This is a genomic window from Streptomyces sp. Q2, assembly GCF_056820935.1.
In genome coordinates this window covers 83,911-109,817 of the sequence record NZ_JBXEJE010000026.1, presented here as the reverse complement: position 1 = coordinate 109,817, position 25,907 = coordinate 83,911, and the positions used below count along the sequence as shown (strand labels likewise).

The following is a 25,907-nucleotide window of genomic DNA, read 5'->3' as shown; positions in this document are numbered from 1 at the left end:
CGTCTCCCGGTGCGGTACGCTCTCGCGGCCCACGGCCGGCGACGGCGTCTGCGAGGATCGCAGCCAGGTCTCCGTGGTATGTAGTGTGCGGAAATGACAAGAAGCGAGCGGCTCGCGGAGCAACTGGACTGGTACTGGCACAAGAACCTGCGGCCGCAGTTGCATGGTCTTACCGACGAGGAGTACTTCTGGGAGCCGGTGCGCGGCTGCTGGAGCATCCGCCCACGTGGAACGTCGGCCGCACCGATGTCGGCAGGTTCGGGGGAATGGACGATGGACTCCGCGTCCCCTGACCCGGTGCCGGCGCCGGTGACCACGATTGCCTGGCGGTTGGCGCACATCATCGTCTCGTGCCTGGGCTACCGGGTCGGATGGTACTTCGGCGGCCAGGACTTCGACTCTGAGACATTCGCCTACGCGGGGACCGCTGACGAGGCGCTAAAACAGCTTGATGAGATGTATGGGAGATGGAACGCGGGGGTCCGCGAGCTCTCGGACGCTGACCTGGAGAATCCGCCCACGGCGGGTCCCGAGCGGTTTCCCATGGAGAACAGGGTCCTCCACGTCAACAGGGAGCTGATCCATCACGGCGCCGAGATTTCCCTGCTGCGCGACCTCTACCGCTGGCAGGACGGAGCCGTACCGCGCCGAATATGACTTTCCGGTATCCGGCGATGGAGCTTCGGAAACCTACCTGGACTCCGTGACGCTCCGTGGCTGCGAGCTTCAGTGAAACTGCGCCCTCTTGAAGTAGCCGGTCAGGGTGGTGGCGTGAGGGTCGTTCGGGGTGGTCATGCTGTGTTGGGCGGATGTCTCGGGTGTAGATCATCTGTCAGCGGGCTCATTCGAGGTTCAGGACGAACAAGGCGCGCAGACTTGTCCACCATCCGGGCCGTGATGGATCGGGCGGCCCCCTGAGCTATCGCGGCGGTGAGGCCGGCACCGGCACGATCTCCGGGAATGCCGGCGCCAGGTTGGTGCCCCGCCGTGAGTTCAGCACCACCCGGCCGGACTCGAGCCATACCTGCGCCCGGAACCCGTCCCACTTCGGCTCACCCGCCCACCCCGGCAGCAGTGCAGGGTCGGCCACAGGGGCGGCGAGCTTCGGTTCCGGCAGTGTCCGCGTCACAGTCCATGCCTTCCACCCAGCCCGCCCGTCGGCAAATCGAGTGCGCGTACGCCCCCGACTACCGGCCGATAGTGTCAGGTCAGCGCACTACAACACCTCGCCGGGGGCTGGGTGCTGGGTTCCTGGCGCACCTCCGGGCAGCGCAGCCGGACACTGGCTGCCCCGGATCCCGTGTCGTACGGTCTGACGTCGCGCTCGCCCACCGTCCGCGACGGATCTCACCGGACCCGGCGGTGCCGCCGGTACGGCCGAGAGATCTGAACCAATACCGGGAATCAGGCGGCGACGAGCTCCTGCTCGCGGTCCGGCGTTTTGACCTTGGGCTTCTTGTTCGGCAGCGAGAGCCGGAAGACCTTGTGCCACGCGGAGAACACCTGCTTGGGCAGCGGGCCGGTGACGTATTCCAGCTCGTACTTCTCGAACAGCGCGCGCACCTTCACCGCGACCTCGGCGTACCGGTTGCTCGGCAGGTCCGGGAACAGGTGGTGCTCGATCTGGTGCGACAGGTTGCCGGTCATGAAGTGCATGGCCTTGCTGCCGCTGATGTTCGCCGAGCCCATCATCTGGCGCAGGTACCACTGGCCGCGCGTCTCGCCCTTGATCGACCGGCGCTCGAAGACCTGTACGCCCTCGGGGAAGTGCCCGCACATGATCACCGAGTGGGTCCAGATGTTGCGGACCAGGTTCGCGGTGAACGTGGCGGCGAGCGTGGGGAGGAACGACGGGCCCGACAGGAGCGGGTGGACCACGTAGTCCTTGAGCACCTGCTTGCGGATCTTGCGGCCCACGGCCTTGGCCCGCGCGCGGAATTCCGGGTTCTTGCGGCGGCGCTTGTGCAGGTTCTTGCCGAGCTCCAGGTCGTACGCTGCGATGCCGTACTCGAAGAAGCAGGCGTTGAGGAAGTTCCACAGCGGCTGGCCGAGGTGGAACGGGTGCCACTTCTGGTCCTCGTCGACGCGCATGATGCCGTAGCCGAGGTCGTTGTCCTTGCCGATCACGTTGGTGTACGTGTGGTGCAGCTCGTTGTGCGAGTGCTTCCATTGCTCGGACGGCGAGACGTGGTCCCACTCCCAGGTGGTGGAGTGGATCTTCGGGTCCCGCATCCAGTCCCACTGGCCGTGCAGGATGTTGTGGCCGATCTCCATGTTGTCCATGATCTTCGCCACGGACAGTCCGGCGGTGCCGATCAGCCACGCGGGCGGGAAGATCGAGAACAGCAGCACGCCCCTGCTGACCAGCTCGAGCTTGCGCTGGGCCGAGATGACCTTGCGGATGTAGGCGGCGTCTTTCTCGCCGCGGTCGGCGATCACCTCGTCGCGGATCGCGTCCAGCTCGCGGCCGAGCTCCTCGATCTGCTCCGCGGTCAGGTGGGCAGTGGGGTCGATGGCGGTCAAGGTGCTCCTACCGTTCGATGTCGCAGGGGCCCGCCGCGGCGGACACGCAGGTCTGGATGAGGACGCCCGGCTCGGCCTCGGTGATCTCGCCGGTGCGCAGGTCGCGTACGGCGCCCGCCTTGAGCGGCGTGACGCAGCCGAAGCAGATGCCCATGCGGCACCCGGAGGGCATGAGCACGCCGGCCTCCTCGCCGATGTCCAGCAACGGCGTGGCGCCGTCCGCGTCGACGGTCTTGCCGGTGGCGCTGAACGTGACCTCGCCGCCGTCGCCGGCGACGACGATGCCGGGGCGGAAGCGTTCGGTGTGCAGGCGCTCTTGTACGCCGTGCTCGCTCCAGTGCTCTTCGACGGCGTCGAGCAGGCCCGCGGGCCCGCAGGCCCAGGTCTCGCGCTCGGCCCAGTCGGGCACGAGTTCGTCGAGACGGGCGATGTCGAGCTTGCCGTCCGTGTCGGTGTGCACCTCGGTGAGCCGCAGCTTCTTGTCCGCGACCAGCTCGTGCAGTTCGTTGCGGAAGATCACGTCGTGCGGCTGTGGCGCGCAGTGGACCATGACGACGTCATCGAACTCGGTGTCGCGCAGCATGCCCATCACGGGCGTGATGCCGCTGCCGGCCGTCAGGTAGAGCACCTTGGCGGGCTTGGCCTGTGGCAGCACGAAGTCACCGGTCGGCTGGTCGAGCTGGATCAGCGTGCCCGGTTTCACGCTGCGGACCAGGTGGTTGCTGACCTTGCCGTCCGGGATCGCCTTCACGGTGATCGTGACGCGGCCGTCCTGGCGGTTTGTCGGCGAGGTGAGGGAGTAGGCACGCCACAGGCGCACCCCGTCGACGTCGACGCCGACCCGCACGTACTGACCGGCTGTGTGGCCGCGCCAGCCCCGTCCCGGTCTGATCACGATGGTCGCGGCGTCACCCGTCTCGGGGTGCACGGCCTCGATGCGCCCACGCAGGTCGGCGCCCGCACGCAGCGGGCTGACCAGGTCGAGATAGTCCGACGGCAGCAGCGGCGTCGTGACCATCTCCAGCAGTTTCCACGCCCTGCTGCGGAGGGCTGTACTCGTCATGACTCCAGCTTGCTGTGCCTCAGGGCGTAAAGTCCTGACCGGAAGACGTGAATCTGGTCGGCTTAATTGTTCGCAGGGAATAGAAACGTGAGCCATGCAATCCGGAGGGCCAGCGAACTGGCCCTGGACGAGACGACGGTCACCGCGCTTCGGGCCGCGCTGAAGTCCACCGCCGACGAGGTCGTCCAGGCGATCATCGACGAGGTCCCTCCTTACGCCAATGCCCTTTCGGGCCGCATGGGCGCCACCATCCGCCGAGCCGTCCGCACCGCCCTGGGGCACTACCTGGACCTCGCGAGCGGGAACGCCACGGGCGGCGACGCCGGTGACGCCGCCTACGAGCTGGGCCGCGGCGAGGTGCGCGACGGCCGTTCGATGGACGCCCTGCTCAGCGCCTACCGCGTCGGTGCCCGCGTGGCTTGGCGAGGCCTGGCAGCGGGTGCCGTACCCGCAGGTCTGCCCGCCGCCGAGGTCGCCAAGTTCGCCGAGCTGACCTTCGCCTACATCGACGAGCTCTCCGCCGCGAGCGCCGCGGGCCACGCCGACGAACTGGCCGCCCGGGGCCGGGCCCACGAACGGCTCCTGGAAGACCTGGCCCGCGACCTCCTCGCCGGCGCGAGCCCGGACGTGCTGATGGCCTCTGCTCAACGGGCCGGGTGGCAGCCTCCGGTTTCGCTGACCGCGGTCCTGCTGCCCGCCGCCCAGGCCTGGCCTGTCTACCGCGCGCTCGACCCGAGCACCCTCGTCCTGGACGATCTGCCGGATGCCACCGGTGTGCTGCTCGTCCCCGATGCCGACCGATCACACCTCTTGCGGCAGCTGACCGACCGCACCGCCGTGGTCGGCCCGGCCCGGCCATGGACTCGTGCGTCCGCCTCGTACGCACGAGCCGTACGCGCGCGCTCCCTCTCCTCTGATATTCGCGACACCGAGGACCACCTGCCCGAGCTGGTGCTGAGCGCCGACGCGGACGCGTTCGCAGACCTGCGTGCCCGAGCCCTCGCACCGTTGCGGACCTTGCCCGTCGCGACCGCACGGCGACTGGAGGAGACGTTGCGGGCGTGGCTGCTGCACCAGGGCAGGCGGGACGAGGTGGCGGCGGCGTTGTTCGTCCATCCCCAGACAGTCCGGTACCGGATGGCGCAGCTGCGGGAGCTGTTTCCGGATCTCGCATCGCCACACCGGGTCCTTGAACTGACGCTGGCGGTCGGTCTTCGGGTCAGCTGACGCGTACGTCGACCGTCCACGACCGCGTCCGCGAGCGGTCCAGGAATCGTGCCTCGTTCTCGGTGATATCAGCAGGCTCATGCGGCCCGGGGAAGAGCCGTATGAGCCAGCTGAGACCGGGGGTTGATGTGAAGATCAGACAAGGCCTCGTGAAGCCTGTCGGGGGCGCTGTCTCTGAGAAGCGCGGTGGCGGATACGGCTCGACTGGATCCGGTGGACGATGCGCACCGGCCCGCTCGTCGACGCGCTCATGCAGCATCTGGCCGGCGATCTGTTCCGCTATGCCCTGGAAAACGGATTTCATGTCGTCGTGGAGGGCGCTGTCCTGGCACGAGCTGACCCACGGGCGCGCGGCGGGCTGCAGCTGGGTGACCGGCGGGGCGGCAAGGCCGGGTCACCAGGGGCGGGGGGCCGAGCCGCTCGTGCCGGGGACCACCGTGGTTCTGCGACGGCCCCGTGCCTCCCTTCCGACAGGTCCACCGGACGACCGACCGGGCCGGCCTGGCACACGCGCGAGGGATGATGGGGATGGAATAACGGACGTGAGGTCAGGAGCTTCCATGGCGAAGCAGGTTCACCGACCCCGTGAGGACGCGGAGTTCAATTTCATCCTCGGGATGAGCAAAGTTCCGGTCCTCGCATACTTCACCGGGACATGGCCCAAGGCCATCGAGCCCTGCCGGGTGATGGACCTCGTCGTGGGTGGCATCGCCGACGACTACACGGGCCGCCTGACGGCCGTCCGCACCGACATCACGCGTTGTCCGGCCGCAACCGAGCGATACGGGATCACCGGAGCCCCGTCCTGCGTCCTGCTGAAGGAGGGAGAGGCGGTGGCGCACGGCACGGGGCCCATGACCATCGCCGAGGTACGGAAGTTCCTGGACGGCCACCTCTGAGCGGCCGCTGCGGCACGTGGCTGCCCGGTTCGTCGACCGGAGAAGAGCCGTCGGGGCTCAGTAGGCTGCGCCAGGTGAAGAATGAACCCTTCAGCGCCAACAGCTTCCGCCTCATCGTCACGGGAGGAGGCACCGGCGGCCATACTTACCCGGCGCTCACTGCGATCCGCACGCTGCAGAATCGGCTGGCGGCCGAGGGGCGGGCCCTCGACGTCCTGTGGATCGGCACCGCCGACGGCCTGGAGGCGCGTATCGCGCCCGCCGAGGGGATCGCGTTCGCCACGGTGGCCACGGGGAAGATCCGGCGCTCAAGCAACCCCCTCATGATCATGTCGGCGGCGAACGTGCGGGACATGGCGCGGGTGCCGCTCGGCGTGGCCCAGGCGAGGAAGCTGGTAGCGGACTTCCGGCCGGACGTGGTACTCGCCACCGGTGGCTACGTCGCCGTCCCCGCGGGGCTGGCCGCGCGGATGTGCCGGCGTCCGCTGGTGCTGCATGAGCAGACGGTGCGCCTGGGTCTGGCCAACCGGAAGCTGGCCGGTTCGGCGACGCGGATTGCGGTGTCCTCCGAGTCGACGCTGCCCCTTCTGCCGGAGGCGGTACGGGGCGCTGCGGTCGTCACCGGCAACCCGATCCGGCCGGAAGTGCTGTCCGGGCACCCGGACAAGGCGGTGGACGCCCTGGGCCTGCACGGCTTCGACCGGCGGCTGCCGACCGTGTACGTCACCGGCGGCGCGCAGGGTTCCCAGCAGATCAACGGCGTCGTCCGGGACGTTCTGCCCTGGCTGCTGGAACGGGCGAACGTGATCCACCAGTGCGGCTCGGACAACGTCGAGGAGCTGCGGCAGTACGTGGCGGCCCTGCCGGGCGTGTCGGCTGGCCGGTACCACCTTGCCGGTTTCGTCGGCTTGGAGCTGCCCGATGTCCTTGCGCTCGCGGACGTCGTGGTGTCGAGGAGTGGGGCCGGGACCCTGGCCGAGCTCACCGCTCTCGGCAAGCCTGCCGTTTTCGTCCCGCTTGCCTCGTCGGCGGGGAACGAGCAGGCGCACAACGCTCGCCACCTGGAGGAGGCCGGGGCCGCCGTCGCCCTGCTCGGTGACGTCACCGCAGACCACCTCCGAGACGCCGTTGGCCCGCTCCTCACCGATCCCGCACGGCGGGACGAGATGGCGAAGCGGGCTCGGGCGCACGGACGGCCGGATGCGGCGGACAGGCTCGTGGACGTGCTCCTGTCTGCCGCAAAGAGTCCTACGGCAGGTTCCGGGCAACATCGCGCTCGATGACCTCCACGCAGGCCGTGAATGCGGCGTCATCCTTGTTGATGGGGTCGCAGACGTCGCGCGTGCTGAGGTACAGGTTCAGCTTCCGTCGACTTGAGGGCCTGTTCGAGAGAGGCCACCACGTGGCCGATGTCCACTTCGGTGAGATGCTGATGGAACGGCAGGGTACGGAGAGCCGGTTGGGCCGGCCGTCCTTCTGGTTGTCGGTCACCGTCTCCACGACTGAGCTCAGGCTTGCCCCGTGCGCGGACGATTCTCTGCCCCACCGCCGTGGCGGGATGCACCCAGTTGGCTGTGCCGAACGACACCCATGTTGTACGCATGATGCCGTCGCGGGTACTGGCGGGCGTCAAGGGGGAGTGAGGACGACACGTGGGATCCCATGCCGTCGGTGAGGGCTGTACCGGGCCGGATGAGCACCTGATGCGCGCCGGCTACGCCCCGAAGGTTCGCCACCCGGACCCCGCCGACCTATGGACCTGGCTGATCACCGCCGCCCACACCCAACTCCGACTCGCCCGACCCTCACCGAGGATCTCCGCCGTCCCAGGGAACGGCCGCCCCACCACGACGACTGACCCCTGCCCGAGTCCGCCGGGGTATCGCAACGTCCGCGCGACCGTGCCTCGTCCAAAAGCCGCACCGTCGTGGCGAGGTCGCGGCGGGCGCTGACCGGTTCGTCAAGGCGACGAGTCGTCAAGGCGACCTCCACGCCCGGGAGACGCCCAGGCAATGCCCATGACGTCGAGCTGGGCGCGCACGCCCTCCGGGCGCAGCCAGCCGTAGCCCGCGTGCTGGAGGTCGAGGAGGAGTTCCTCGACGTCCGTGTCGGTGAGCACGGGGGTGCCGTGGCGGGACGGCAGCCGGCCGGTGCCGTCCGAGGGCCTGGTGTCCGCAAAGGGGGTGCGCAGCGCCGCGTAGATTTCGAGCCATGGTCTGGCTCCCTCGTCCCAGTCCGCCGGGTTGCGCGCCTGGAGTTGCCAGTCCAGCTCCCACAGGCGCAGAGTGCGGTCGTGGCTGGCAGACAGCACGAAGCGGGCGTCCGCGCTGACGCTGACCGCCGCCAGCACGTCGGAATGGCCCCGCAGGACCTGGACGCGGCGTCCGGTCAGGATGTCCCACACGCAGATCGTGGCATCCGCGCTCGCGGTCAGGCCGAACCGGCCGTCGAGGGTGAGCGCGACGTCCATGACCACGTGGGTGTGCCCGTCCAGCGCCTGCAGGCGCTCACCGGTGTCGACGTCCCACACGAGTCCCAGGCCGTCCTGGCCACCCGAGAGGGCCGTACGCCCGTCAGCGCTCAGGGAGATCGAGAGAACGCTGCCGTAGTGGTCGTTCATCGTCCGCACCTGTTGGCCGGTGGTCAGGTCCCACACCCGCACGGCGCCGTCGTAGCCACCGGACACGGCTCTTCGGCCGTCCGCGCTCATGGCCACCAGCGTTCTGCCACCCGGCGCCGCCATGGTCGCGACGCAGACGCCGTCGGCGAGGTCCCACAGGTGCAACTGGCCGTCTGCGTCGGCGGACAGGGCGAACCGGCCGTCGCGTGTGACGTCGATGGCCGTGACGCTCCTGCCGTGGCCGGTGAGAACGTGCCGGCAGCGGCCGGTGTCGACGTCCCAGACCCGGACGGTGGTGTCGCTGCTGCCCGAGAGGGCCACAGCGCCGTCGGGCGTGATGCAGACCGCGCTCACACCCGAGGTATGTCCCTCCAGCAGGTGCCGGCACTTGGCGGTGCTCACGTCCCAGATCCGGACCGTCTGCTCGAACCCGCCGTACGACACAGCCAGGCGCCCGTCCCCGCTCAGGCCGGCGCCCAGGGCCCAGGCGCTGTGGCCGCGCAGTGTCCGCGCCGCCCTGGCCGCCCGGACGTCGGTGCGGATGCTCGACCTGGTCAGCGCGGCCCAGGCGGCCATCAGGCGTGGCGCGCGCTCGTGCCCCGGCAGCGCTCGTGCCCGCGTCAGCAGGGTGTGCGCGTCGACCAGGCGGTCCTCGCTGACGGCCTGCTCGGCGTCGGCGAGCAGCCGCTGTGCCCGCGCCGCCACGGCGTCCAGTTCGGCGGTCGACCGGGGCCGGCACAGCCTCGGGGCGCACCTGGCGGAGTAGCCCGGCGGCAGCTCCCACACGCGCATGGTCTCGTCCTGGCTGCCGCTGAGGGCCCACCGGTCGTCGGCGCTCAGCCACACCGACTGCACCGACTTGGTGTGCCCGGCGAGCGTCCGCAGGCACCGGCCGTTCTCGGGATCCCAGATCCGCACCGATCCATCGTCATGGCCGGTCAGCACACATCGGCTGAACAGGCTGACACGCACCGACTGGACGGTCCCCCCGTCGGTGTGGCGCTCGTGCAAGCACCGGCCGTCCTCCGGGTCCCAGATCCGAAGGGTGCCGTCCTGACCTCCGGTGAGGAGGAACCGGCCGTCGACGCTCAGGCACACCTGGACGACCACGTCCGTGTGCCCGCGCAGGGTGTGCACACGGCTGCCGTCCCGCAGGTCCCAGACCCGGACGTTGCCGTCGGAGTGGCCGGAGACGGCGATGCGCCCGTCCGCACTGATGCCGAGAGACAGCACCGGGCTGTCGTCACCCTCGAACACCTGGAGACAGCGGGCCCCCTCCAGGTCCCAGTACCGGATGACGCCCTTCATGTCCCCGGAGAGTGCCGTCCTGCCGTCAGGGCTCAGGCAGACGGCGGTCACCGCGTCGCGGTGGCCCTGGAACCGGCGTAGGGGCTGGTCGAGAAACGCGTCGTAGAGGTGGAGCGTCCCGTTGCGCTCGCCGATGAGCGCGTAGCGTTCGTCGCCCAAGTCGATGCTGCGCACCATCATCGGATGCAGATCGCGGACCGCCAGGCGCTCGCCCGTCCGCAGGTTCCACAGCACCAGCCTGCTGAAGGCCTCCTCGGCCGACAGCGCGACGCTGCGGTCCGGTGCGGCGCAGACGTGAGTCACGAGGGTCTGGCGGCCGAGGTTCACGCTGGTGTCGCCGGCCCCGACGACCGGTGCGGCCATCGCGGTCCGCAGCGCCTCGGCGACCTCGGCGTCGCCGCCCGACTGGCGGACCGCGTCGGTCAGCAGGGTTCGCGCGGTCGCGACGTCACCCCGTTCGAGGTGGACGAGTGCCAACAGGTGCCCGGCGACCCAGGGTTCGACGGCGGTGGCACGCGCGTCCTCCAGGTGGCGGACGAGCACGTCGTCGGTGAGCTCGCCCGCGCGCCACAGCAGCACGCCCCGGTTGTAAGTGGCCTCCAGGTGCTGGGGGTCCATCGACAACGCTTTGTCGAAGGCGGCGCGTGCCTCGGTCGGTCGGCCGAGGTCGAGCAGGGACAGCGCCCGGTTGTTCAACTCGTCGGCTCGCAGCTCGGCGGCGCTCGGCACCGGGCGCGGATGGGGCTGTCCGGTGTGGCGCCGGTAGACGTCGCGCAGTTGCGCCGCGATGTCCGCGAGGTCCGCGGGCCGACGGGCCGGGTCGTCGTCCAGGCACCGTCCGAGCAGATCGGCCAAGTCAGCTGGAAGCGGGGGAAGATAGGACCTGGCCTGGCCGTGCCGGAGCAGCTCGCCAAGCGCCGCACGGGCCGCGAAGCCGACCCGCCAGGTGACGCCGCCGGTGAACAGCTCCAGCAGCGAAACGGCGAAACTGAAGACGTCGCTGCGGCGGCTGACCCGCTGGCCGGTGGCCTGTTCCGGCGAGGCGTACGCCGGTGTCATGCCCCCGGCGGAGACCAGGATGCTCGCCGCGCCGTGCACCTCCGACGACTGCGACATGGTCGCTGCGCGCGCCCGGGCCAGGCCGAAGTCGGACACCTTGGCGGTCCAGTCGGGCTCAAGAAGGATGTTGCCGGGCTTCATGTCCTGGTGCACGACGCCGTGGGTGTGCGCGTGGTTGAGCCCCCAGGCGACCTGGATGGCGATGTCGAGGATGCGAGCCAGTGCCGGACCGTGGCCGCCGCGGTAGAGCGACCGGTCATCGATCCGGTCGCGGAGGCTGCCCCCCGCTACGTACTCGGCGAACACCCGCGGGACCCCGCCCAAGGTGCGCACGTAGTGACAGGCGCACACGTGCGGGTGCAGGCCGAGCGACACCCAGACCTCGGCCTCTTCGACGAACATCCGCTTGGACGCCTCAGTGACGAACATCTCCGGGCGGGGACTCTTCACCGCCAGGTCGGTCCTCCAGCCTTGGTGCCGGGCCCGGTACACCAGCCCCATCCCGCCCTGCGCGTGCACTTCTACGACCTCGTACAGACCGGCGACGACCTCACCCACGGCCCACACAGCGCTCGCGTCGGACATATCCAGGCCCCCATGGGTCGCGACGAACGAATTGCCAGACGAACGAAGTGCCAAGAGTCGCACAAGATTCGAATCCGTCAACGATCCGCTGTTTATGGACATGTGAGGTTCGTTCATAGAGTTTGGCGGTCCCGGCCATGGGGCGGCGGCCAGGCCGAATCCGCCGAGCTCGCTGCTGCCGCTGATCGCGGGTACGTGCGAGCTCGTGCTGGCCGATGAAGGAGGAATGCTGGCAGGACGGCTCGGCACTGTACCGGCCGTGGGTTCTCGCGGACGCCCTCCGATGGCAGCACCCCGGGAGCCGTCAGATGTGGGTGCCCGTGCTCCTGCTGGTCGTCCTCGCCGGTCTGCTGTCCGAGACGACCCTGTGGCTGCGGCACCACCGGTCCGAAGACGCCGACCGGGCCGCCCACCAAGCCGCTGCAGAGGCCGGCCGTCCGCCGCCACGCGAGCGCTTGAGACACGGCACCGCCCAGGCCGACGCAAGACCGCCGACGTGGGAAACCACCGGCATCAAACCGCCTATGTCGAAAGCGCCAGCGTCGAAACCACCGGCATCAAACCCGGCCTCGAAACCACCGGCATCAAGCCACCGACGTCGCCCCCGCTCGCCGGAGCGGAGCTCTCGACGATGCTGCCCCCCGTCCCTCACCCCCCACGCGCCTCGTGTGACTCGGACGTTTAGACCACACCGACGTCCTTGTGGCCGGCGCCCGCTGAGAGGCCGTTCGGGAGGGTAGTCGCTTGCCATGACTGTCTACGGGTTACACGCCTCGCACGAGCAGATCCCGCCCGCGGATCTGCTCGATGCCGTAGTACGTGCGGAACAGGCGGGCTTCACGGCCGCCATGTGCTCGGACCACTTCTCGCCGTGGAGTGTGCGCCAGGGGGAGTCCGGCTTCGCCTGGTCATGGCTCGGGGCCGCCCTCCAGGCCACCGACCAGGTGCCGTTCGGCGTGGTGAACGCGCCCGGCCAGCGTTACCATCCCGCAGTCGTCGCCCAGGCGATCGCCACGCTCGCGTCCATGAACCCGGGCCGGTTCTGGGCCGCGCTCGGCACCGGAGAGGCGTCCAACGAGCACATCACCGGCGGGGGTTGGCCCCGTAAGGACGCCCGTACCGCGCGGCTGCGGGAGTGCGTCGACGTCATCCGGGCGCTGTTGCGGGGTGAGGAGGTCAGCCACGACGGGCTGGTGACCGTGGACCGGGCCCGGCTGTGGACGCTTCCGCCCGAGGTACCGCCCCTGATCGGAGCTGCGTGCAGTACCGCGACCGCGGCCTGGTGCGCCGAGTGGGCGGACGGTCTGATCACGGTCAACGGCCCGCGCGAACGCCTGCGCGAGATCGTCGCCGCGTACCGTGACGCGGGCGGCCGTGGGCCACTCCACCTCCAGGTGCACCTGAGCTGGGCGCCCGACGAGGACGAGGCTATGGCGCTCGCGCACGACCAGTGGCGGACCAACGTGCATGCTCCGCCGGTCAGTTGGGACCTGGACTCCGCGGAACTGTTCGACGTCGTCAGTGAGCACGTCACTCCCGAGCAGGTGGCGCGCACGGTCGACGTCTCCTGCGACCTCGGCCTGCACACCGCCCGGCTCCAGGAGTACGCCGACCTCGAATTCGACGCGGTCATGCTCCACCACGTCGGCCGCGAACAGGGCGCGTTCATCGACGCGTTCGGCGCCGAGGTACTGCCGCAACTCCACGTGACCCGCCCGATCCCCGCCACGGCGAAGGAGTACCGATGCGTCTGACGCGCACCTCCGACCTCTGGTGGAAGAACGCGGTGGTGTACTGCCTGGACGTCGAGACGTACCAGGACGGCAACGGTGACGGCATCGGTGACTTCGCCGGACTCACGCAGCGTATCGACCACCTGGTGCGGCTCGGCGTGACCTGCGTGTGGCTGATGCCCTTCTACCCGACGCGGGAGCGCGACGACGGCTACGACATCACGGACTTCTACGGGGTGGACCCGCGCCTGGGCACCCTCGGCGACTTTGCCGAGTTCGTCCGCACCGCACGCGACCGCGGCATCCGCGTGATCGCCGACCTGGTCGTCAACCACACCTCCGAGGACCACCCCTGGTTCCGGGACGCCCGCTCCAGCCGGGACTCCGCCCACCGGGACTGGTACGTCTGGAAGGACGAGCCCCCCGAGGACGGCCCCCAGGGCGTGGTCTTCCCCGACGCGGAGGACAGCCTGTGGGAGTACGACGAGGGCAGCGGCCAGTACTATCTGCACCGCTTCTACAAGCAGCAGCCCGATCTCAACGTCGCCCACCCCGAGGTCCGCGACGAGATAGCCCGCATCATGGGGTTCTGGACGCAACTCGGGCTGTCCGGCTTCCGGGTCGACGCCGTGCCCTTCCTGCTGGAGACCGACGGACAGAGCGACGCGGGGGAGCTGCCCGACCCGCACGAGTACCTCGCCGACCTGCGTGCCTTCCTCGGCCGCCGCAACGGCGAGTCGGTCCTGCTCGGCGAGGTCAACCTGCCCTACGACGGCACCGCCCGCTTCTTCGGCGACCCTTCCTCGGACCGGGGCGACGAACTCACCATGTGCTTCGACTTCGTCGCGATGCAGCAGATGTACCTGTCGATGGCACGCCAGGACGCCCGGCCGCTGGCCGCCGCGCTACGAGACCGCCCCGCAGCGCCGCGCGACGCCCACTGGGCCATCTTCGTGCGCAACCACGACGAACTCACCCTCGACAAGCTCAGCGACGACGAACGCGCCGAGGTGTTCGCGTCCTTCGGCCCGGACAAGGACATGCAACTGTACGACCGGGGGCTGCGCCGCAGGCTGCCGCCCATGGTCGACGGCGACCGGCGCCGCATCGAACTCGCCTACAGCCTGCTGTTCACCCTGCCAGGCACCCCTGTGCTCTTCTACGGCGAGGAGCTCGGCATGGGCGAGAACCTGGCCGCGGAGGGACGCCAGGCCGTTCGTACCCCGATGCAATGGACCCCGGAGAAAGGCGCGGGGTTCTCCACCGCAGAGCCGGACGCCTTCCCCAACCCGCTGGTGGAGGGTGCGTTCGGACCCCAGAAGGTCAACGTGTACGAGCAGAGCCGCGACCCCGGCTCACTGCTCAGCCGCATGCGTCTGTTCATCGAACGCTACCGGGAGGCACCCGAACTGGCCTGGGGCGAGCACCACCTGGTGGAGACGGGGGAGCGTGCGGTCCTGGCGCACGTCTGCCGCGCCGGCGACGGCACGGTGCTGGCCGTGCACAACTTCGCGGACCGGCCTCTCACCGTACGGCTGGAGCTGAGCGAGGCGGGAGCGGGTGGACGGTTGACCGACCTGCTCGACGAGGGACACAGCGGTTCCGAGGTGCCCGCCGACGGCTTGTTCCGCGTCGACCTGCCCGCCTACGGCTACCGGTGGCTCCGCGTCGGCACGTCGGCAGACGACCCCGAAAGGGTCGCTTGTGACTGAAGCTCCAGCGGGGCCGGCGTAGGTCGGCCCCTGTCGACTGCTTGGCGGGGGCGAAGGTCGGGACAGCACGGGCCGCAGTGGAACGGAGTCGGATGACCGGCTGCGCCCCCGTCGGCGTACGCCGCATCGAGGTGGCGATGCCGCACGCTGTGGATCAGACTCGCTCGCCGCCCGCCTCGGTCGGATGGCTTCCGGGGCCATGGCCGTGCCCGGCCAGCGGGGTCGGGGAGAGGTCGATGGGTTCCTCGCCCGCCTCCAGCAGCGTGTTCGCGGCGCCCACGATCAGCGGGTCCGGCTTGCCCACGGTCGCGTAATCCTTGGCGGGGTAGTCACAGCGGTCGAGGAGGCTGCGCATCGCCTCAAGCCGACCGCGGCGCTTGTCGTTGTTCTTCACCACCGTCCACGGGGCGTGCGGCGTGTCCGTCGCACGGAACATGTCGACCTTGGCGGCGGTGTACGCGTCCCACAGGTCGAGCGAGGCGAGGTCGGTGGGGGAGAGTTTCCAGCGGCGTAGGGGATCGACCTGGCGGATTGCGAACCGGGTCCGCTGCTCGGTGCGGGAGACGGAGAACCAGAACTTGACCAGCAGGATGCCGTCCTTGGTCAGTATCTCCTCGAACAGCGGGGCCTGCTCAAGGAAGGCGCGGTACTCGGCCTCGGTGCAGAACCCCATCACGCGCTCGACGCCGGCCCGGTTGTACCAGGAGCGGTCGAAGAAGACGATCTCACCACGGGACGGCAGGTGTGCCACGTAGCGCTGGAAGTACCACTGCCCCGCTTCCCGCTCGGTCGGCTTCTCCAGCGCCACGACGCGGGCGCCGCGCGGGTTGAGCCGCTCGGTGAACCGCTGGATGGTGCCCCCCTTGCCGGCGGCGTCGCGGCCCTCGCACAGCACGATGATCCGCTGGCCGGTCTCTTTGACCCAGCGCTGCAACTTCAGCAGCTCGATCTGCAGGACGCGCTTGGTCCGCTCGTACTCGGACCGCTTGACCCTCTGGTCGTACGGATAGTTTTCCCGCCATGTGTCCACGGAGCTTCCGTCGGCGTCCAGGAGGATCGGTTTCTCCGGCCGGCGTTCGTCCACGCTGAGGCCGTCGAGCAGGCCCTCCTCGACCCGCGCCTCGTCGACCTCGTACGGTCGTGCCGCGTCGTCGTGCTGTGACATCACCCGTCTCCGATCAATCCCGGACACCGAGGTGGACGGTGCCCGCACGAGGCGCAGACGAACATGAGCCGCCGGCTACGCGCCGTCGCCGGGTCACCACGTCCACGTACAGCATTGCGGCACTCAGAATGGAAGGCGGCCGCGGGCCCGGCGTCCGGCGGAGCCGCTGCGGCCGACCGCACGGGAGCTGGAGCTGAAGGGCTTGCTCAACAGCCGTCCCAGCGGGCCGGGTGCCTTGGCCCCGGCCCGCGAACCGGCTCCGAGACCACGCTGGGCACCGTTCTGCGGATGCCGGGACAGCCGAGGCAGGAGAAAGGCCAGCACGGCAAGGACGACACACGCGGCGATGACTATGGCGATGACCATCATGGGCTCCTGGAGATCGAGGCTTTGCGCGCTTCTTCCATCTGCTCAGACCGCGTGCCCCGCCCTACGGTGATCACGCCGGATCGAGCGGTCTCGGCTGGGCTGCGCATACGGATCGGGCGGCTGGTCGGTCCCCATATGGTCGGGCCGGAGCCGGAGCCGGAGCCGGAGCCGGAGCCGGAGCCGGGGCCGGGGCCGGGGCCGGGGCTGGGGCTGGGGCTGGGGCTGGGGCCGGGCCGTGGTTGTGGTTGTGGCCGGTGCCGGGCAGCCGTGGACCGGCACGCACGGAGGCGGCCCCGAGGCATGGTCGGGGCCGCCCACTGTCTGTACGTCCGCGCGCGGTCAGCTCTGCTGCCGGCCCTGCCGGCCCTGCCGGATGGCCTCGTCCGTTATGTCAGCCACCTGGCCTGCCGGTGGTGCCTCGGCGTGGAGGTCGGCGCCGAAGTCGGAGTAGTGCCGCCGAGCGCCGCGCCCGGGCCTGGACCGACGCCGCCCGCATGTGGCACGCCCTGGCGTCGCTACCCTTGGCCGCAGGGTGCGGCGCTCCCCCTAGTGAGCCGGTTTTGAGTTCTCCCGTCGCCACTTGAGTCGTGTTCTGTTTCGGATCGTGGCTTGGGCGGTGACGGGGCAGGTCGTTTGCGGTCTGCGGTGGGAATGGGAGGAGCAGGCGATATGGCTGCTGACGGAGGCCCTCGCCGGCACCACGGCGGTGGCCGACTTCGAGGACTTGCCCAAGCACCCTGCGCCCGCGGACGACCCCTGGGTGACAACAACCCCCGGCTGGGAAAAACGCGGCGGGGTGGACAAGGGGGCGGTTGACGGAGCTGGTCAGTCGCGCAGCCGAACTGCGGCATGCGTCCGAGCCCCGGCCGTACTGGCCACAGCGGCAAGGCCGCGGCCTCTCGCCCGACGGCAGCACGCCGCGAGACACCCGCCGTGACTTCGCACGGATCATCAGCGACTTCGCGGACAACGGCTACCTGCCCGAAGTCTTCGGCGAGGAATGCGTCGACGACCCCAACGATCTGCCAGACGCCTCGCAGGTAATCGACCGGCGGCTCGGCATCCCCAACCTGTGGCCTCGGGACCCTGAGACAGAGGACGAGGACACCCTCTTCGGCCTGATCGAGGTCTTCCACGACCTGGTCAGCCGCCCCCGCACGCGCCGCTTCCACAGCTGGAACATGTGCGGGTGGCACCACTCGGAGTTGCACAACGGGCCCGCCCGCATCCTGTATGGGGGCAAGATCAACCAGCTGCTACGCGAGGCCGGCATCGAGTACGAGCTGGCTGCCGAAGGCGAGGATCTCGGGCGCCTGGTCGCCGTCACCGACGACGCCCGCAGCGCGCTGGTGCACCGTGCACAAACGACAGCGCCCCGGACATCACGACCCGGGTCCGCAACGCGATCGCCCTGTTCCGCGGACGGGACACAACCGTGGAGAGCAAGCGGTCGGCGATCGTCACCCTTGCGGGGATCCTCGAGGAACGCCGCGCCCTGCTCAAAGATCAGCTCGGCAAGGACGAGGGGGCACTGTTCGAGATCGCCAACCGCTACGACCTACGCCACCGCAAGGCGGACCAGCGCGGCGACTGTGACGAAGCCTTCCTGGACTGGATCTTCTGGTGGTATCTCGCGACGGTGGAGCTGACCAACCGACTGATTGCGTCGCGGACCGCTAGCTGATCCCCAGGGCCGAGTGGCGGCGCCGATTCCACCTGCTCGAGATCTTCCGCCCTTCCTGATCGGCCCTCGGCGCCCGTCCGTGGCTAGGCCGCGGTCTCTGTGATGAGGACGGCGACGGTGACCGGGCCCGGGGCGCCAGTGGTGGCCGCGTCGGCTACGGCGTCCCGGACGGCGCGGGCGACTTCCAGCGGATGGTGTCCGGGGGCAACCGCGAGGTGAACCTCGATGTGCCGGCCGGGTGGATCGTCATGGTCCTGCACCTTGACCGGGCGGCTTCCCAGCGCGGCGGTGAGGCGGGCGACGCCCGGAACGCCCGTCGCGACGTCCGCCAGCTCCCTGACGGGCCCCCGCATCGATCCGGGTCCGGTCGCCGGGGGCGAGCTTCGCGCGGCTGCGGCTTCCGGCGCGGGCCTCATGGCACTCGCTTCGGTTCGCGACCTGGCGCCTGTCTCGGGGCGATCATGGAGATCTGTGACGCGCAGGTCAGCTGTCACGGTGGCCAGGCCGAGGCGTTCAGCGGCCGCGTTGAGCAGTGCACTCCTCAACTGGTCGGCGGTCTCGGACACCGGCTGCCCGAGGGATGCTGTGAAGGCGGCTTCGATCCTGAGCGGTCCAGGCGGTAGCGCGCTGGCCGGTGGACGGACGGCCGGCTCGGACACGGGCTCGAGCGGTGCCGACCCGATGCGCAGAGACTCCAGCCAAACACCGAGAATCTCAGCGGCAGCGCGCCCGAGGACCCGGACGGCCGCTTGCTCAGTGATCCATGTCCCGTCGTCGGGCCCGCCGAGCGGGAGCAGCCGGCCCAGATCGAGGTGGCGCCGGACTGCCTGCATTGACGCCTCAGTCACCTGACCTCTCACCGCCTTTTCTTGCATGACCCAAGGCTCTTGCATGACCCATGGCCGCGGTTCTCTTGCTGCCACGTTGCGCCCGGAGTGCCCCGACGGGCTTCGACCAGGGGCGCTCGTGCCACTCGCACCGCTCCGCCCCATGATTCACATATCGGACAATAAGCACTAAAGCGAACTATAGTATTAACAGTGGTGCCAGGTGGGCTCCTTGATTCAGGGAGGAATGGCTCGATGACCTCGATGACCTCGATGACTGACAACACCGGCGTAAAGCAAGTCGGTGCGCCCGGCTCTCGCGGCCGGACGACCATCGCCGAGGTGGTGGTGGAGAAGATCGCCGGAATGGCGGCACGGGACGTGCTCGGCGTCCACGCCCTGGGCAGCAGAACCTCGCGCTCGATGGGATCCATGCGGGAGCGGATGCCCGGCGCCGGTAGTGGCAAGTCCGTCACGCGCGGTGTCAGTGTCGAGGTCGGCGAGCGGCAGGCGGCCATCGATCTGGAGATCGTCGTCGACTACGGCGTGTCGATCACCGACGTCGCCGGTGCAGTTCGGGAGAACGTGATCTCCGCTGTGGAGCGGATGGCGGGCCGCGAAGTCGTGGAAGTCAACATCATGGTCAGCGACGTGAAGCTGCCCGACGAGGAGGACGAAGGCGAAGAGCGGCAGCGGATCGAGTAACCGGGGCGGAGCAGGCCGCTGGAGACAAGGAGTGCGTGATGAGCAGGGCCGTGGTGGGCTTGATGGCCGGAATGGCGCTGGGCTTCGCCGCGTATTTCGGTGACTTCTGGGCTTTCGTGCTGGTGCTGGGGCTGGGCGTGGTCGGCCTTGTGGTCGGGCGGCTCATGGAAGGTGATTTCGAACCGGGCGACTTCGTCCGCCGCCGGGACCGGCAGGAGCGGATCCGCGATGACCGGCGACGGGCTCGGGGAGACTGGCGGTAGTGACCGGTGAAGCCGATCGGCGCCCGGCCATCCCCCGCGGGGAGCGCGGTGCGACCACCGTCGCCGACCGGGTCGTTGCGAAGATCGCCTCCCAGGTTGCGCGCGATGCGCTGAGCCGTTTCGCCGAGTCGGCCAGGCACGTACCACCCGGCCGCCGGACACCACGCGTGACCACAGCCGTGCGGCGGCCACCGGAGCGGAATGCCGTAGGACGAGACGGCGAGTCTGCCGTCACACGGCAGGCGGTGCTCGGCGAGGTGCGGATGCGTATCACCGTGGAGCTCGGCTATCCGTCCGACATCGCGGCACAGTGCGCCGCAGTGCGCCGAGAGGTTACAGAACGGCTCAGGACGTGGGCCGGCATGGACGTTCCCGACCTCGCGGTGTCGGTCGAGAGGCTGCACTCGGTGCACTCGCGCCACACGGACCACGAGAGGGTGAGATGAGCGCGAACACCTGGCGGCAGCCGACCGGCGACAGCGACCTCTCCCCCGATCACGGACAAGCAGCTTCGTCCACCGATGGCCCACCGGGCGCGGGCGCGACGGCAGCGGTCGTCGATGCATCGGGCCGGTCGGCACGCCGTTTCTGGTCCGCGCGGCGGGTCCCCGCCGCCATCGTGGCACTGCTGTCCGCCGCGGCCATCGGACTGCTCCTGTACGACGTGGTCTCGGTGCGGGCGGACCGGTCTGCGATGCGCTGGCGACGGCGGCTCGCCGAGGAACTGGCCACACGGCCCCTGGACGACATCTGGATGATCGTCGGGGCCGCAGTGGCGATGGCCCTCGGCCTGTGGCTTCTCCTGCTGGCGGTGACGCCGGGGCTGCGCAGGCTGCTGCCCATGCGGCAGCCCACCGGTATCCCCGGGACAGGTGAGGTCCGCGCCGGGCTCGACCGCCGCGCGGCCGCCCTAATACTGCGTGACCGGGCCATGCGGGTGCCCGGTGTCGAGTCGGCACGAGTCGCTGTCGGCCGCCGGAAGGTCAAAGCCCGGGCACAGGCACATTTCCGCGATCTCGACCAGGTCCGCGCGGACCTGGATGCCGAGCTGGGCGAAGCCGTGACCGCCTTGGGCCTGGCCAGGCAACCCACGCTGACCGTGCGCGTCCGGCGCCCCAAGAAGGGCTGAGGTGATCCGATGCTCAAGACGGCGAACCGGGTGCTGCTCGCACTGCTCGGCCTCGGACTGTTCGCCCTGGGCGGCGGTGTGCTGCTGGGCGCACTGGACCTGCAGCGCCACTGGGATTTCGACCTGCCGGGCTGGTGGCCCTTCCGTGGGCCGGACGATGTGGTGCTGGGCACCGAGGGACGCACCCGGTGGCGGGAAGAGGACTGGTGGTGGCCGACCGTCATCGCGGTGTTCGCCGTGCTGCTCGCCCTGCTGCTGTGGTGGCTCCTCGCACAGCGCAGACACCGCCTGGACCGTGTCCTCGTCAACAGCGAAGACGGCGCAACGGCCCGACTCAACGGCCGCACGCTCGAGGACGTCATCGCCGAAGAGGCGCAAGCCCTGGACGGGGTCTCGCGGGCTCATGTCCGGCTGACGGGCAGACGTACCGCCCCCACCGCGCGCGTGCGGCTGTTGCTGGAGCCTCACGCGGATCCGGCGCGGACATTGGGGCAACTGAGCCGGGAAACGCTCGCACACGCACGAGACTCGGCCGGCCTGGACCGCCTCCCGGCGAAGGTCCGACTCCGGGAAGTCCGCCACCGCGCCCAACGCACCGCCTAAAGACCCATGTAGGAGACGGTCTTACCTGAACCGGCGATCCCGCCACACCCGTTGCACTACTAGCGTCAACGAAACCGACTGAGCTGCATGAGCCTCATCGGCTGGCCTCGCGCCACAGCGCTCCCCCAGAGAAGCCGGGTTCTCTGGGGTTTTGGTGGCTGTGGTGTGACATTGCGCCTCTTGCCGTCGTTTGGTGTATTGCGACGGTTCTCGGGGGGTGTGGCTCTTGTGGTGGATCGTTGCGATCGACACACGGAGCATGGGAACGAATGTACGAAACATTTCTCGTCTCGATGCCGTCGGGGACCCGGTACTGGACCGTGGTGGACGACGAACTGGAGGTCGTCCAAGAGGCGGACCGCTTCCTGAAAGAGGTACGCCTGGCCCGGGGCCGGGCAGAGACGACAACGAAGGCGTACGCCGAGGCGGTGACCTTGTTCCTGCGCTGGTGCGCAGGAACGGGGCGGGACTCTGGTCGACAGCGGCCCGGGACATGGGGCTGTTCATGGTGTGGCTGCGGTGGGCGCCGGGCAACGGTGGCCAGCGCCAGGCCGTCGTCCCGGGGCCGGGAGGAAAGCCGGTCCGCGGGGATGCGCGAATCAACAAGGTGCTGACCGCGGTACGGATGTTCCTGCTTCACGCGGTGGTCAACAAGGCCGCACCAGCGTGGGTACTTGAGCAGCTCTACGAGCTGGGGGATGACCGTGACCTGCCGGTGGAGGCACGGGGCGAGAGCGGTGGGATGCGGTATCGGCTGCGGGCCCGTCACCGGCTGCAGGAGCCGGAGACGGAAGTGGACCGGGCCAGTGACGAGGAAGTCGTGGCGATGCTGCGGGCCTGTCGGTCAGCCCGGGACAGGTTGATCGTGCTGCTGCTGTCGCGGGTGGGGTTGCGTCCGGGACAGGTCGCGGGGCTGCACCGCTGTGATGTCCACCTGCTGATGGATTCGCGCTCGCTGGGGTGCGATGCCGAGGGGCCCCATCTGCACGTGATCCGGCGGCAGAACGTGAATGGCGCCTGGTCGAAGTCGAGGAAGTCGTGGGTGATGCCGGTGGACTTCCTGGTGGTTCAGGCCGCCGACCAGTACGCGGTGGAGCGTTACGAGATCCTCGGGGAGGGCGGAAGCGACTTTTGCTGGTCAACCTCTTCCGCCCGCCCTACGGGTCGCCGGTGACCACCGGCGCGATTGGAGAGCTGTGCGAGTCGCTGTCGGGACGGGCGAGGCTGGGCCGCCACGTTGGGCCGCGGATGTGCCGGCATGCGATGGCCAGCAACGTCGTGGATGCCGGCGGCACGCTGGATGAGGTTCAGGCTCTGCTGGGCCAGAAGAACCCGGCCTCACCCCGTCCCTACCTTCATCCGGACCGAGCTCGCCTGCGCGCGGCCGTTGACCGCGTGGCTTCGCCCCGCCTGACTGAGGGGGAGACCCGGTGAACCTGGCGGTCGCAACGCCCCAACGCGGGGCAGGGGAAGACACGGTCACCACAGGGCTAATGGGCGCCGTCCAACCGGAGTTCCTGCAGCTGCTCAGCTGGGATCCTCACGTCCGGGTTCTGCTGCTGCCTCGCTCGCACCCGCAGTTCAGCGGTGAGGAGTGCCTGGTGGCTGGCTGCGACAAGATGTCCTACTACGCCTATCAGAAGGGAATGTGCACCGTTTGCGCGGAGCGGTGGAAGAAGAGCGACCTGCCCTTCGAGGAGTTCGTCACCATCCAGCGCCCCGGCCGGATGGTCGGGTTCTTCCCTTGCCAGGTCGCGCACTGCGAACGGCCGGGCAGACGCGCGACACTCCTGTGCTCATCGCATGACTACCAGAGGCGCAACGTCTACGGCCTCCCGCTGGAGGACTTCCTCGCTCACCCCGAGGTGCAACCGCTGCCAGCCCTGGGGCCTTGTCAGGTCGCTGCCTGTGACCGGCAAGGCGAGACCAGGGACGGTTACTGCACGCCCCACGCCGATCAATGCCGTGACCTCCGCCAGGAAGGCGTCTTGGAGGACGAGGATCTTTGGCGGCTGACCACCCCGGCCATCGCAGAATCCCGCAAGGTCAGCCTGCGCGGACTGCCCGACCGCGTGGTCGCCGAGATCCTCTACGGCCTCCAGGAACGGATCGCGCAGGGACTCCTGCACAAGGACTACCTGCTGCGCAATTTGTGCAACAACGCCCGTGCTCGGCAGGTTACTTCACTCGACGAGCTCGACTTGGACGTTCTCACCCGCACCGACAGGACCCTGGCCAGGGGCTTCCTCAAGCACATCCGCCGTTTCGGACTGAGTCCGGAGACCGAACGCCACAAGGACGTCTGGGATGCGAGTGTCCTCGGCCTCGGTGGCACCTTCTCTTTCACCGGGATCACCCAGCCCTGGCTGAGGGAACGAGCCAAGGCCTGGGCCCTGGACGACATCCCCCGGCGCCGCGGAAAGAGTGGCAAGACCGCGCTCCAACGCACCCTGATGTCCCTGAGCCGTTTCTCCAAGAGCCTGCACCTGAGCCGGGATGACCACGGCGTCGACCTGCCGGTGCTCGGGCGCACCGACATCACTGCCTTCCTGGGCCGGCTGAGCTTTCTCAACGACCGCGGCGACATCTCTGGCTGCACGCAGTACATGACCGTCCGCGACACCCGACGCGTGCTGACCCGGCTCCGGACCCTGGGCCTGACCAAACCCGGCCAGCCCCTGCACGGCCTGGCGGACGACTTCGCCCTCCGCCAGGAGGACATCCCCGACGACCCCGAGGACTCCGAAGCGGTCGAGACCTTCCTCCGGAAGCCATGCGGCAGCTCTGCGCCAACCTCGACTCCCTTGAGACCGTCAGCTCCACAGACGTCCGCACGGCCATCGAGCTGATCATCGACACCGGCAGGCGCCCCAACGAGATCTGCAAACTGCCATGGCAGTGCCTCGACCGGGAAAGCGACGGCAGCCCCGTCCTTGTCTACGACAACACCAAGAACCTTCGGCACGCTCGCCGACTACCGATCCCCGGCGCGACCGCCGCGCTCATCATCAAGCAGCAACAACGCGCCCGCGCCCGCTTCCCCAACACCCCGACCGACAAGCTCAAACTCTTCCCCGCCAGCCTGGCCAACCCCCACGGCACGAAGGCGACAACCTACGAGTGGGTGTCGGCAAAGCACTGAGCCTGGGTGAAAAACCTGCCCGACTTCCAGGTCCCCACCGTGATCGTCGAAGACGGCAACCGGGTCACCACGATGCTGCCCTTCGACAAGAACAAGATCTACCCCTACGCCTACCGGCACACCTACGCACAACGGCATGCCGACGCCGGGGTCCCCCAGGACGTTCTCCAATCGTTGATGGATCACTGCGAAGCCAGCACCACACAGCGGTACTACCGCGTCGGCGAGAAACGCCGCCGCGAAGCTGTCGAGCGGGTCACCACCATGCAGTTCGACCGGCACGGCACACGCGTCTGGCGCCAGGCCAAAACCCTGCTCGACTCCGAACACGCCCGTCGCGCCATCGGCTCCGTCCAAGTCCCCTACGGCACCTGCACTGAACCCTCCAACGTTGCGGCCGGCGGCCACGACTGCCCCGTACGCTTCCGCTGCGTGGGCTGCGGACACTTCCGCACCGACGTCTCCTACCTCCCCGACCTTGAGGCATACCTGGCCGACCTGCTGCGCAACCGTGAACGTCTGGCCGCCTTCGCCAACGCCGACCCCTGGGCCAAGGCCGAAGCCACACCATCGGACGACGAGATTGCCCGTGTCCGCCGCCTGGTTCAGCGGGTGCGCCAGGACCTCGACGAGCTCACCGACGAGGACCGGGCCCAGATTCGCGAGGCAGTCGCACTGGTCCGCCGCAGCCGCGGCGTCTCCCTGGGCATGCCGCGCGTCCGCCAGCCCCTGCCCGACCTTCGCCCGGAGAGAACCGGATGACCAGCATGACCGACGGGCGGCGGGCCGACTCGGCCCGCCGCCGCGAACGAGTTCTGAAGACCCTCGATGTCCTGCTGCGAAGCGACCAGGACATCACAGTCTCCGGACTGGCCCGCGCCGCACGAGTGGACCGCACCTACCTCTACCGGCACCGCGATCTCCTCGAACGCGTCCACGCCGCCGCAGCCGCCCCACCAGAAGAAGGCCGGATCGCGGCCGTCAGCCGGGCCTCGCTGCGGGCAGACCTGACCAACGCGCTGGAGCGGAACAGGCGGCTGACAGTCCGGGTCCGGCAGTTGGAGAAGCGTCTGTCCGAGAGCCTCGGTGAAACCACCTGGAAGGAATCCGGCCTTGGCGCATCCGCAGACATCGACGAACTTCAACGCCGCATCACGTTGCTCGAACAAGACCTGGCCGACATAAGGGGCCAGCTCGATGAGCGGAGCGAGGAACTTGATGCTGCGCGGGCGGCTAACCGGGAACTGACCCGGGCGCTGAACCAGGCCCGCTGACGCTGATAGGGCTCTCT

Annotated in this window: 22 protein-coding genes and 1 pseudogene; 16 read left to right on the top strand and 7 right to left on the bottom strand. The window is 69.3% G+C overall.

Going from position 1 to position 25,907, the window contains the following annotated elements; translation table 11 throughout:
* Positions 1-93 precede the first annotated feature (93 nt).
* Complete coding sequence (locus tag ACWBNA_RS28260; protein ID WP_482707323.1) at positions 94-657, top strand: DinB family protein; 564 nt, start codon at positions 94-96, stop codon at positions 655-657.
* A gap of 262 nt (positions 658-919) precedes the next feature.
* Here the strand turns inward: ACWBNA_RS28260 and ACWBNA_RS28255 are convergent, their stop codons facing one another.
* From ACWBNA_RS28255 to ACWBNA_RS28245, 3 genes are all read right to left on the bottom strand, one after another.
* Positions 920-1,090 carry an ATP-dependent DNA ligase gene (locus ACWBNA_RS28255; protein ID WP_482707373.1) on the bottom strand — a complete coding sequence of 57 codons (171 nt, stop codon included), beginning with the start codon at positions 1,088-1,090 and terminating at the stop codon, positions 920-922.
* A gap of 314 nt (positions 1,091-1,404) precedes the next feature.
* Complete coding sequence (locus tag ACWBNA_RS28250; RefSeq protein WP_482707322.1) at positions 1,405-2,523, bottom strand: fatty acid desaturase family protein; 1,119 nt, start codon at positions 2,521-2,523, stop codon at positions 1,405-1,407.
* Between the two features lie 7 nt (positions 2,524-2,530).
* On the bottom strand, positions 2,531-3,586 hold the full coding sequence (locus tag ACWBNA_RS28245; RefSeq protein WP_482707321.1) for a ferredoxin reductase: 1,056 nt from the start codon (positions 3,584-3,586) through the stop codon (positions 2,531-2,533).
* An 87-nt stretch (positions 3,587-3,673) separates the two neighbouring features.
* Between ACWBNA_RS28245 and ACWBNA_RS28240 the strand changes: the two genes are divergently transcribed.
* The 3 genes from ACWBNA_RS28240 to ACWBNA_RS28230 all read left to right on the top strand — a co-directional run bounded on the left by ACWBNA_RS28240 (position 3,674) and on the right by ACWBNA_RS28230 (position 6,995).
* Complete coding sequence (locus tag ACWBNA_RS28240) at positions 3,674-4,813, top strand: PucR family transcriptional regulator (RefSeq protein ID WP_482707320.1); 1,140 nt, start codon at positions 3,674-3,676, stop codon at positions 4,811-4,813.
* A 560-nt stretch (positions 4,814-5,373) separates the two neighbouring features.
* Entirely contained in the window at positions 5,374-5,712 is a 339-nt protein-coding gene (locus ACWBNA_RS28235; RefSeq protein ID WP_482707319.1) for a thioredoxin family protein, read from the top strand.
* A gap of 74 nt (positions 5,713-5,786) precedes the next feature.
* Positions 5,787-6,995, top strand: a complete 1,209-nt coding sequence (locus ACWBNA_RS28230) for a UDP-N-acetylglucosamine--N-acetylmuramyl-(pentapeptide) pyrophosphoryl-undecaprenol N-acetylglucosamine transferase (protein WP_482707318.1) — start codon at positions 5,787-5,789, stop codon at positions 6,993-6,995.
* 677 nt (positions 6,996-7,672) lie between these two features.
* Here ACWBNA_RS28230 and ACWBNA_RS28225 read toward each other — a convergent pair.
* Complete coding sequence (locus ACWBNA_RS28225) at positions 7,673-11,284, bottom strand: protein kinase (RefSeq protein WP_482707316.1); 3,612 nt, start codon at positions 11,282-11,284, stop codon at positions 7,673-7,675.
* Positions 11,285-12,033: 749 nt separating this feature from the next.
* Here ACWBNA_RS28225 and ACWBNA_RS28220 point away from each other — a divergent pair.
* Both ACWBNA_RS28220 and ACWBNA_RS28215 read left to right on the top strand, forming a co-directional pair.
* The gene (locus ACWBNA_RS28220; protein WP_482707315.1) at positions 12,034-13,038 is read left to right on the top strand and encodes a TIGR03885 family FMN-dependent LLM class oxidoreductase; all 1,005 of its coding nucleotides are present in this window, start codon (positions 12,034-12,036) and stop codon (positions 13,036-13,038) included.
* Positions 13,029-14,729, top strand: coding sequence for an alpha-amylase family protein (locus tag ACWBNA_RS28215; protein ID WP_482707313.1), 1,701 nt, complete (start codon positions 13,029-13,031; stop codon positions 14,727-14,729). Before ACWBNA_RS28220 ends, ACWBNA_RS28215 begins: the two co-directional genes overlap by 10 nt.
* 154 nt (positions 14,730-14,883) lie before the next feature.
* On the opposite strand, the gene ppk2 is transcribed toward ACWBNA_RS28215, so the two are convergent.
* Positions 14,884-15,894: a polyphosphate kinase 2 gene (gene ppk2 / locus ACWBNA_RS28210; RefSeq protein ID WP_482707312.1), complete on the bottom strand. Its 1,011-nt coding sequence runs from the start codon at positions 15,892-15,894 to the stop codon at positions 14,884-14,886.
* A gap of 123 nt (positions 15,895-16,017) precedes the next feature.
* Positions 16,018-16,263, bottom strand: coding sequence for a DUF6411 family protein (locus ACWBNA_RS28205; RefSeq protein WP_217241807.1), 246 nt, complete (start codon positions 16,261-16,263; stop codon positions 16,018-16,020).
* A 601-nt stretch (positions 16,264-16,864) separates the two neighbouring features.
* Between ACWBNA_RS28205 and ACWBNA_RS28200 the strand changes: the two are divergent.
* A pseudogene (locus tag ACWBNA_RS28200) lies at positions 16,865-17,947 on the top strand (hypothetical protein).
* 83 nt (positions 17,948-18,030) lie between these two features.
* Here the strand turns inward: ACWBNA_RS28200 and ACWBNA_RS28195 are convergent.
* Complete coding sequence (locus tag ACWBNA_RS28195) at positions 18,031-18,822, bottom strand: hypothetical protein (protein ID WP_482707311.1); 792 nt, start codon at positions 18,820-18,822, stop codon at positions 18,031-18,033.
* Between the two features lie 225 nt (positions 18,823-19,047).
* Here ACWBNA_RS28195 and ACWBNA_RS28190 point away from each other — a divergent pair, with 225 nt between their 5' ends.
* The 9 genes from ACWBNA_RS28190 (at position 19,048) to ACWBNA_RS28150 (ending at position 25,890) form a co-directional block, all read left to right on the top strand.
* Complete coding sequence (locus ACWBNA_RS28190; protein ID WP_482707372.1) at positions 19,048-19,479, top strand: Asp23/Gls24 family envelope stress response protein; 432 nt, start codon at positions 19,048-19,050, stop codon at positions 19,477-19,479.
* Between the two features lie 38 nt (positions 19,480-19,517).
* Positions 19,518-19,742 carry a hypothetical protein gene (locus ACWBNA_RS28185; protein ID WP_482707310.1) on the top strand — a complete coding sequence of 75 codons (225 nt, stop codon included), beginning with the start codon at positions 19,518-19,520 and terminating at the stop codon, positions 19,740-19,742.
* Positions 19,743-20,184: 442 nt separating this feature from the next.
* Positions 20,185-20,871, top strand: a complete 687-nt coding sequence (locus ACWBNA_RS28180) for a DUF6286 domain-containing protein (RefSeq protein ID WP_482707309.1) — start codon at positions 20,185-20,187, stop codon at positions 20,869-20,871.
* 9 nt (positions 20,872-20,880) lie between these two features.
* Positions 20,881-21,474, top strand: coding sequence for an alkaline shock response membrane anchor protein AmaP (amaP, locus tag ACWBNA_RS28175; RefSeq protein WP_482707308.1), 594 nt, complete (start codon positions 20,881-20,883; stop codon positions 21,472-21,474).
* 493 nt (positions 21,475-21,967) lie between these two features.
* Complete coding sequence (locus ACWBNA_RS28170) at positions 21,968-22,648, top strand: site-specific integrase (protein WP_482707307.1); 681 nt, start codon at positions 21,968-21,970, stop codon at positions 22,646-22,648.
* Between the two features lie 319 nt (positions 22,649-22,967).
* The gene (locus ACWBNA_RS28165) at positions 22,968-24,323 is read left to right on the top strand and encodes a hypothetical protein (protein WP_482707306.1); all 1,356 of its coding nucleotides are present in this window, start codon (positions 22,968-22,970) and stop codon (positions 24,321-24,323) included.
* Positions 24,248-24,616: a hypothetical protein gene (locus ACWBNA_RS28160; RefSeq protein ID WP_482707305.1), complete on the top strand. Its 369-nt coding sequence runs from the start codon at positions 24,248-24,250 to the stop codon at positions 24,614-24,616. The genes ACWBNA_RS28165 and ACWBNA_RS28160 overlap by 76 nt, the downstream gene beginning before the upstream one ends.
* A 6-nt stretch (positions 24,617-24,622) precedes the next feature.
* Positions 24,623-25,378: a hypothetical protein gene (locus ACWBNA_RS28155; protein ID WP_482707304.1), complete on the top strand. Its 756-nt coding sequence runs from the start codon at positions 24,623-24,625 to the stop codon at positions 25,376-25,378.
* On the top strand, positions 25,375-25,890 hold the full coding sequence (locus tag ACWBNA_RS28150) for a DUF6262 family protein (protein WP_482707303.1): 516 nt from the start codon (positions 25,375-25,377) through the stop codon (positions 25,888-25,890). The genes ACWBNA_RS28155 and ACWBNA_RS28150 overlap by 4 nt, the downstream gene beginning before the upstream one ends.
* Positions 25,891-25,907 lie beyond the last annotated feature (17 nt).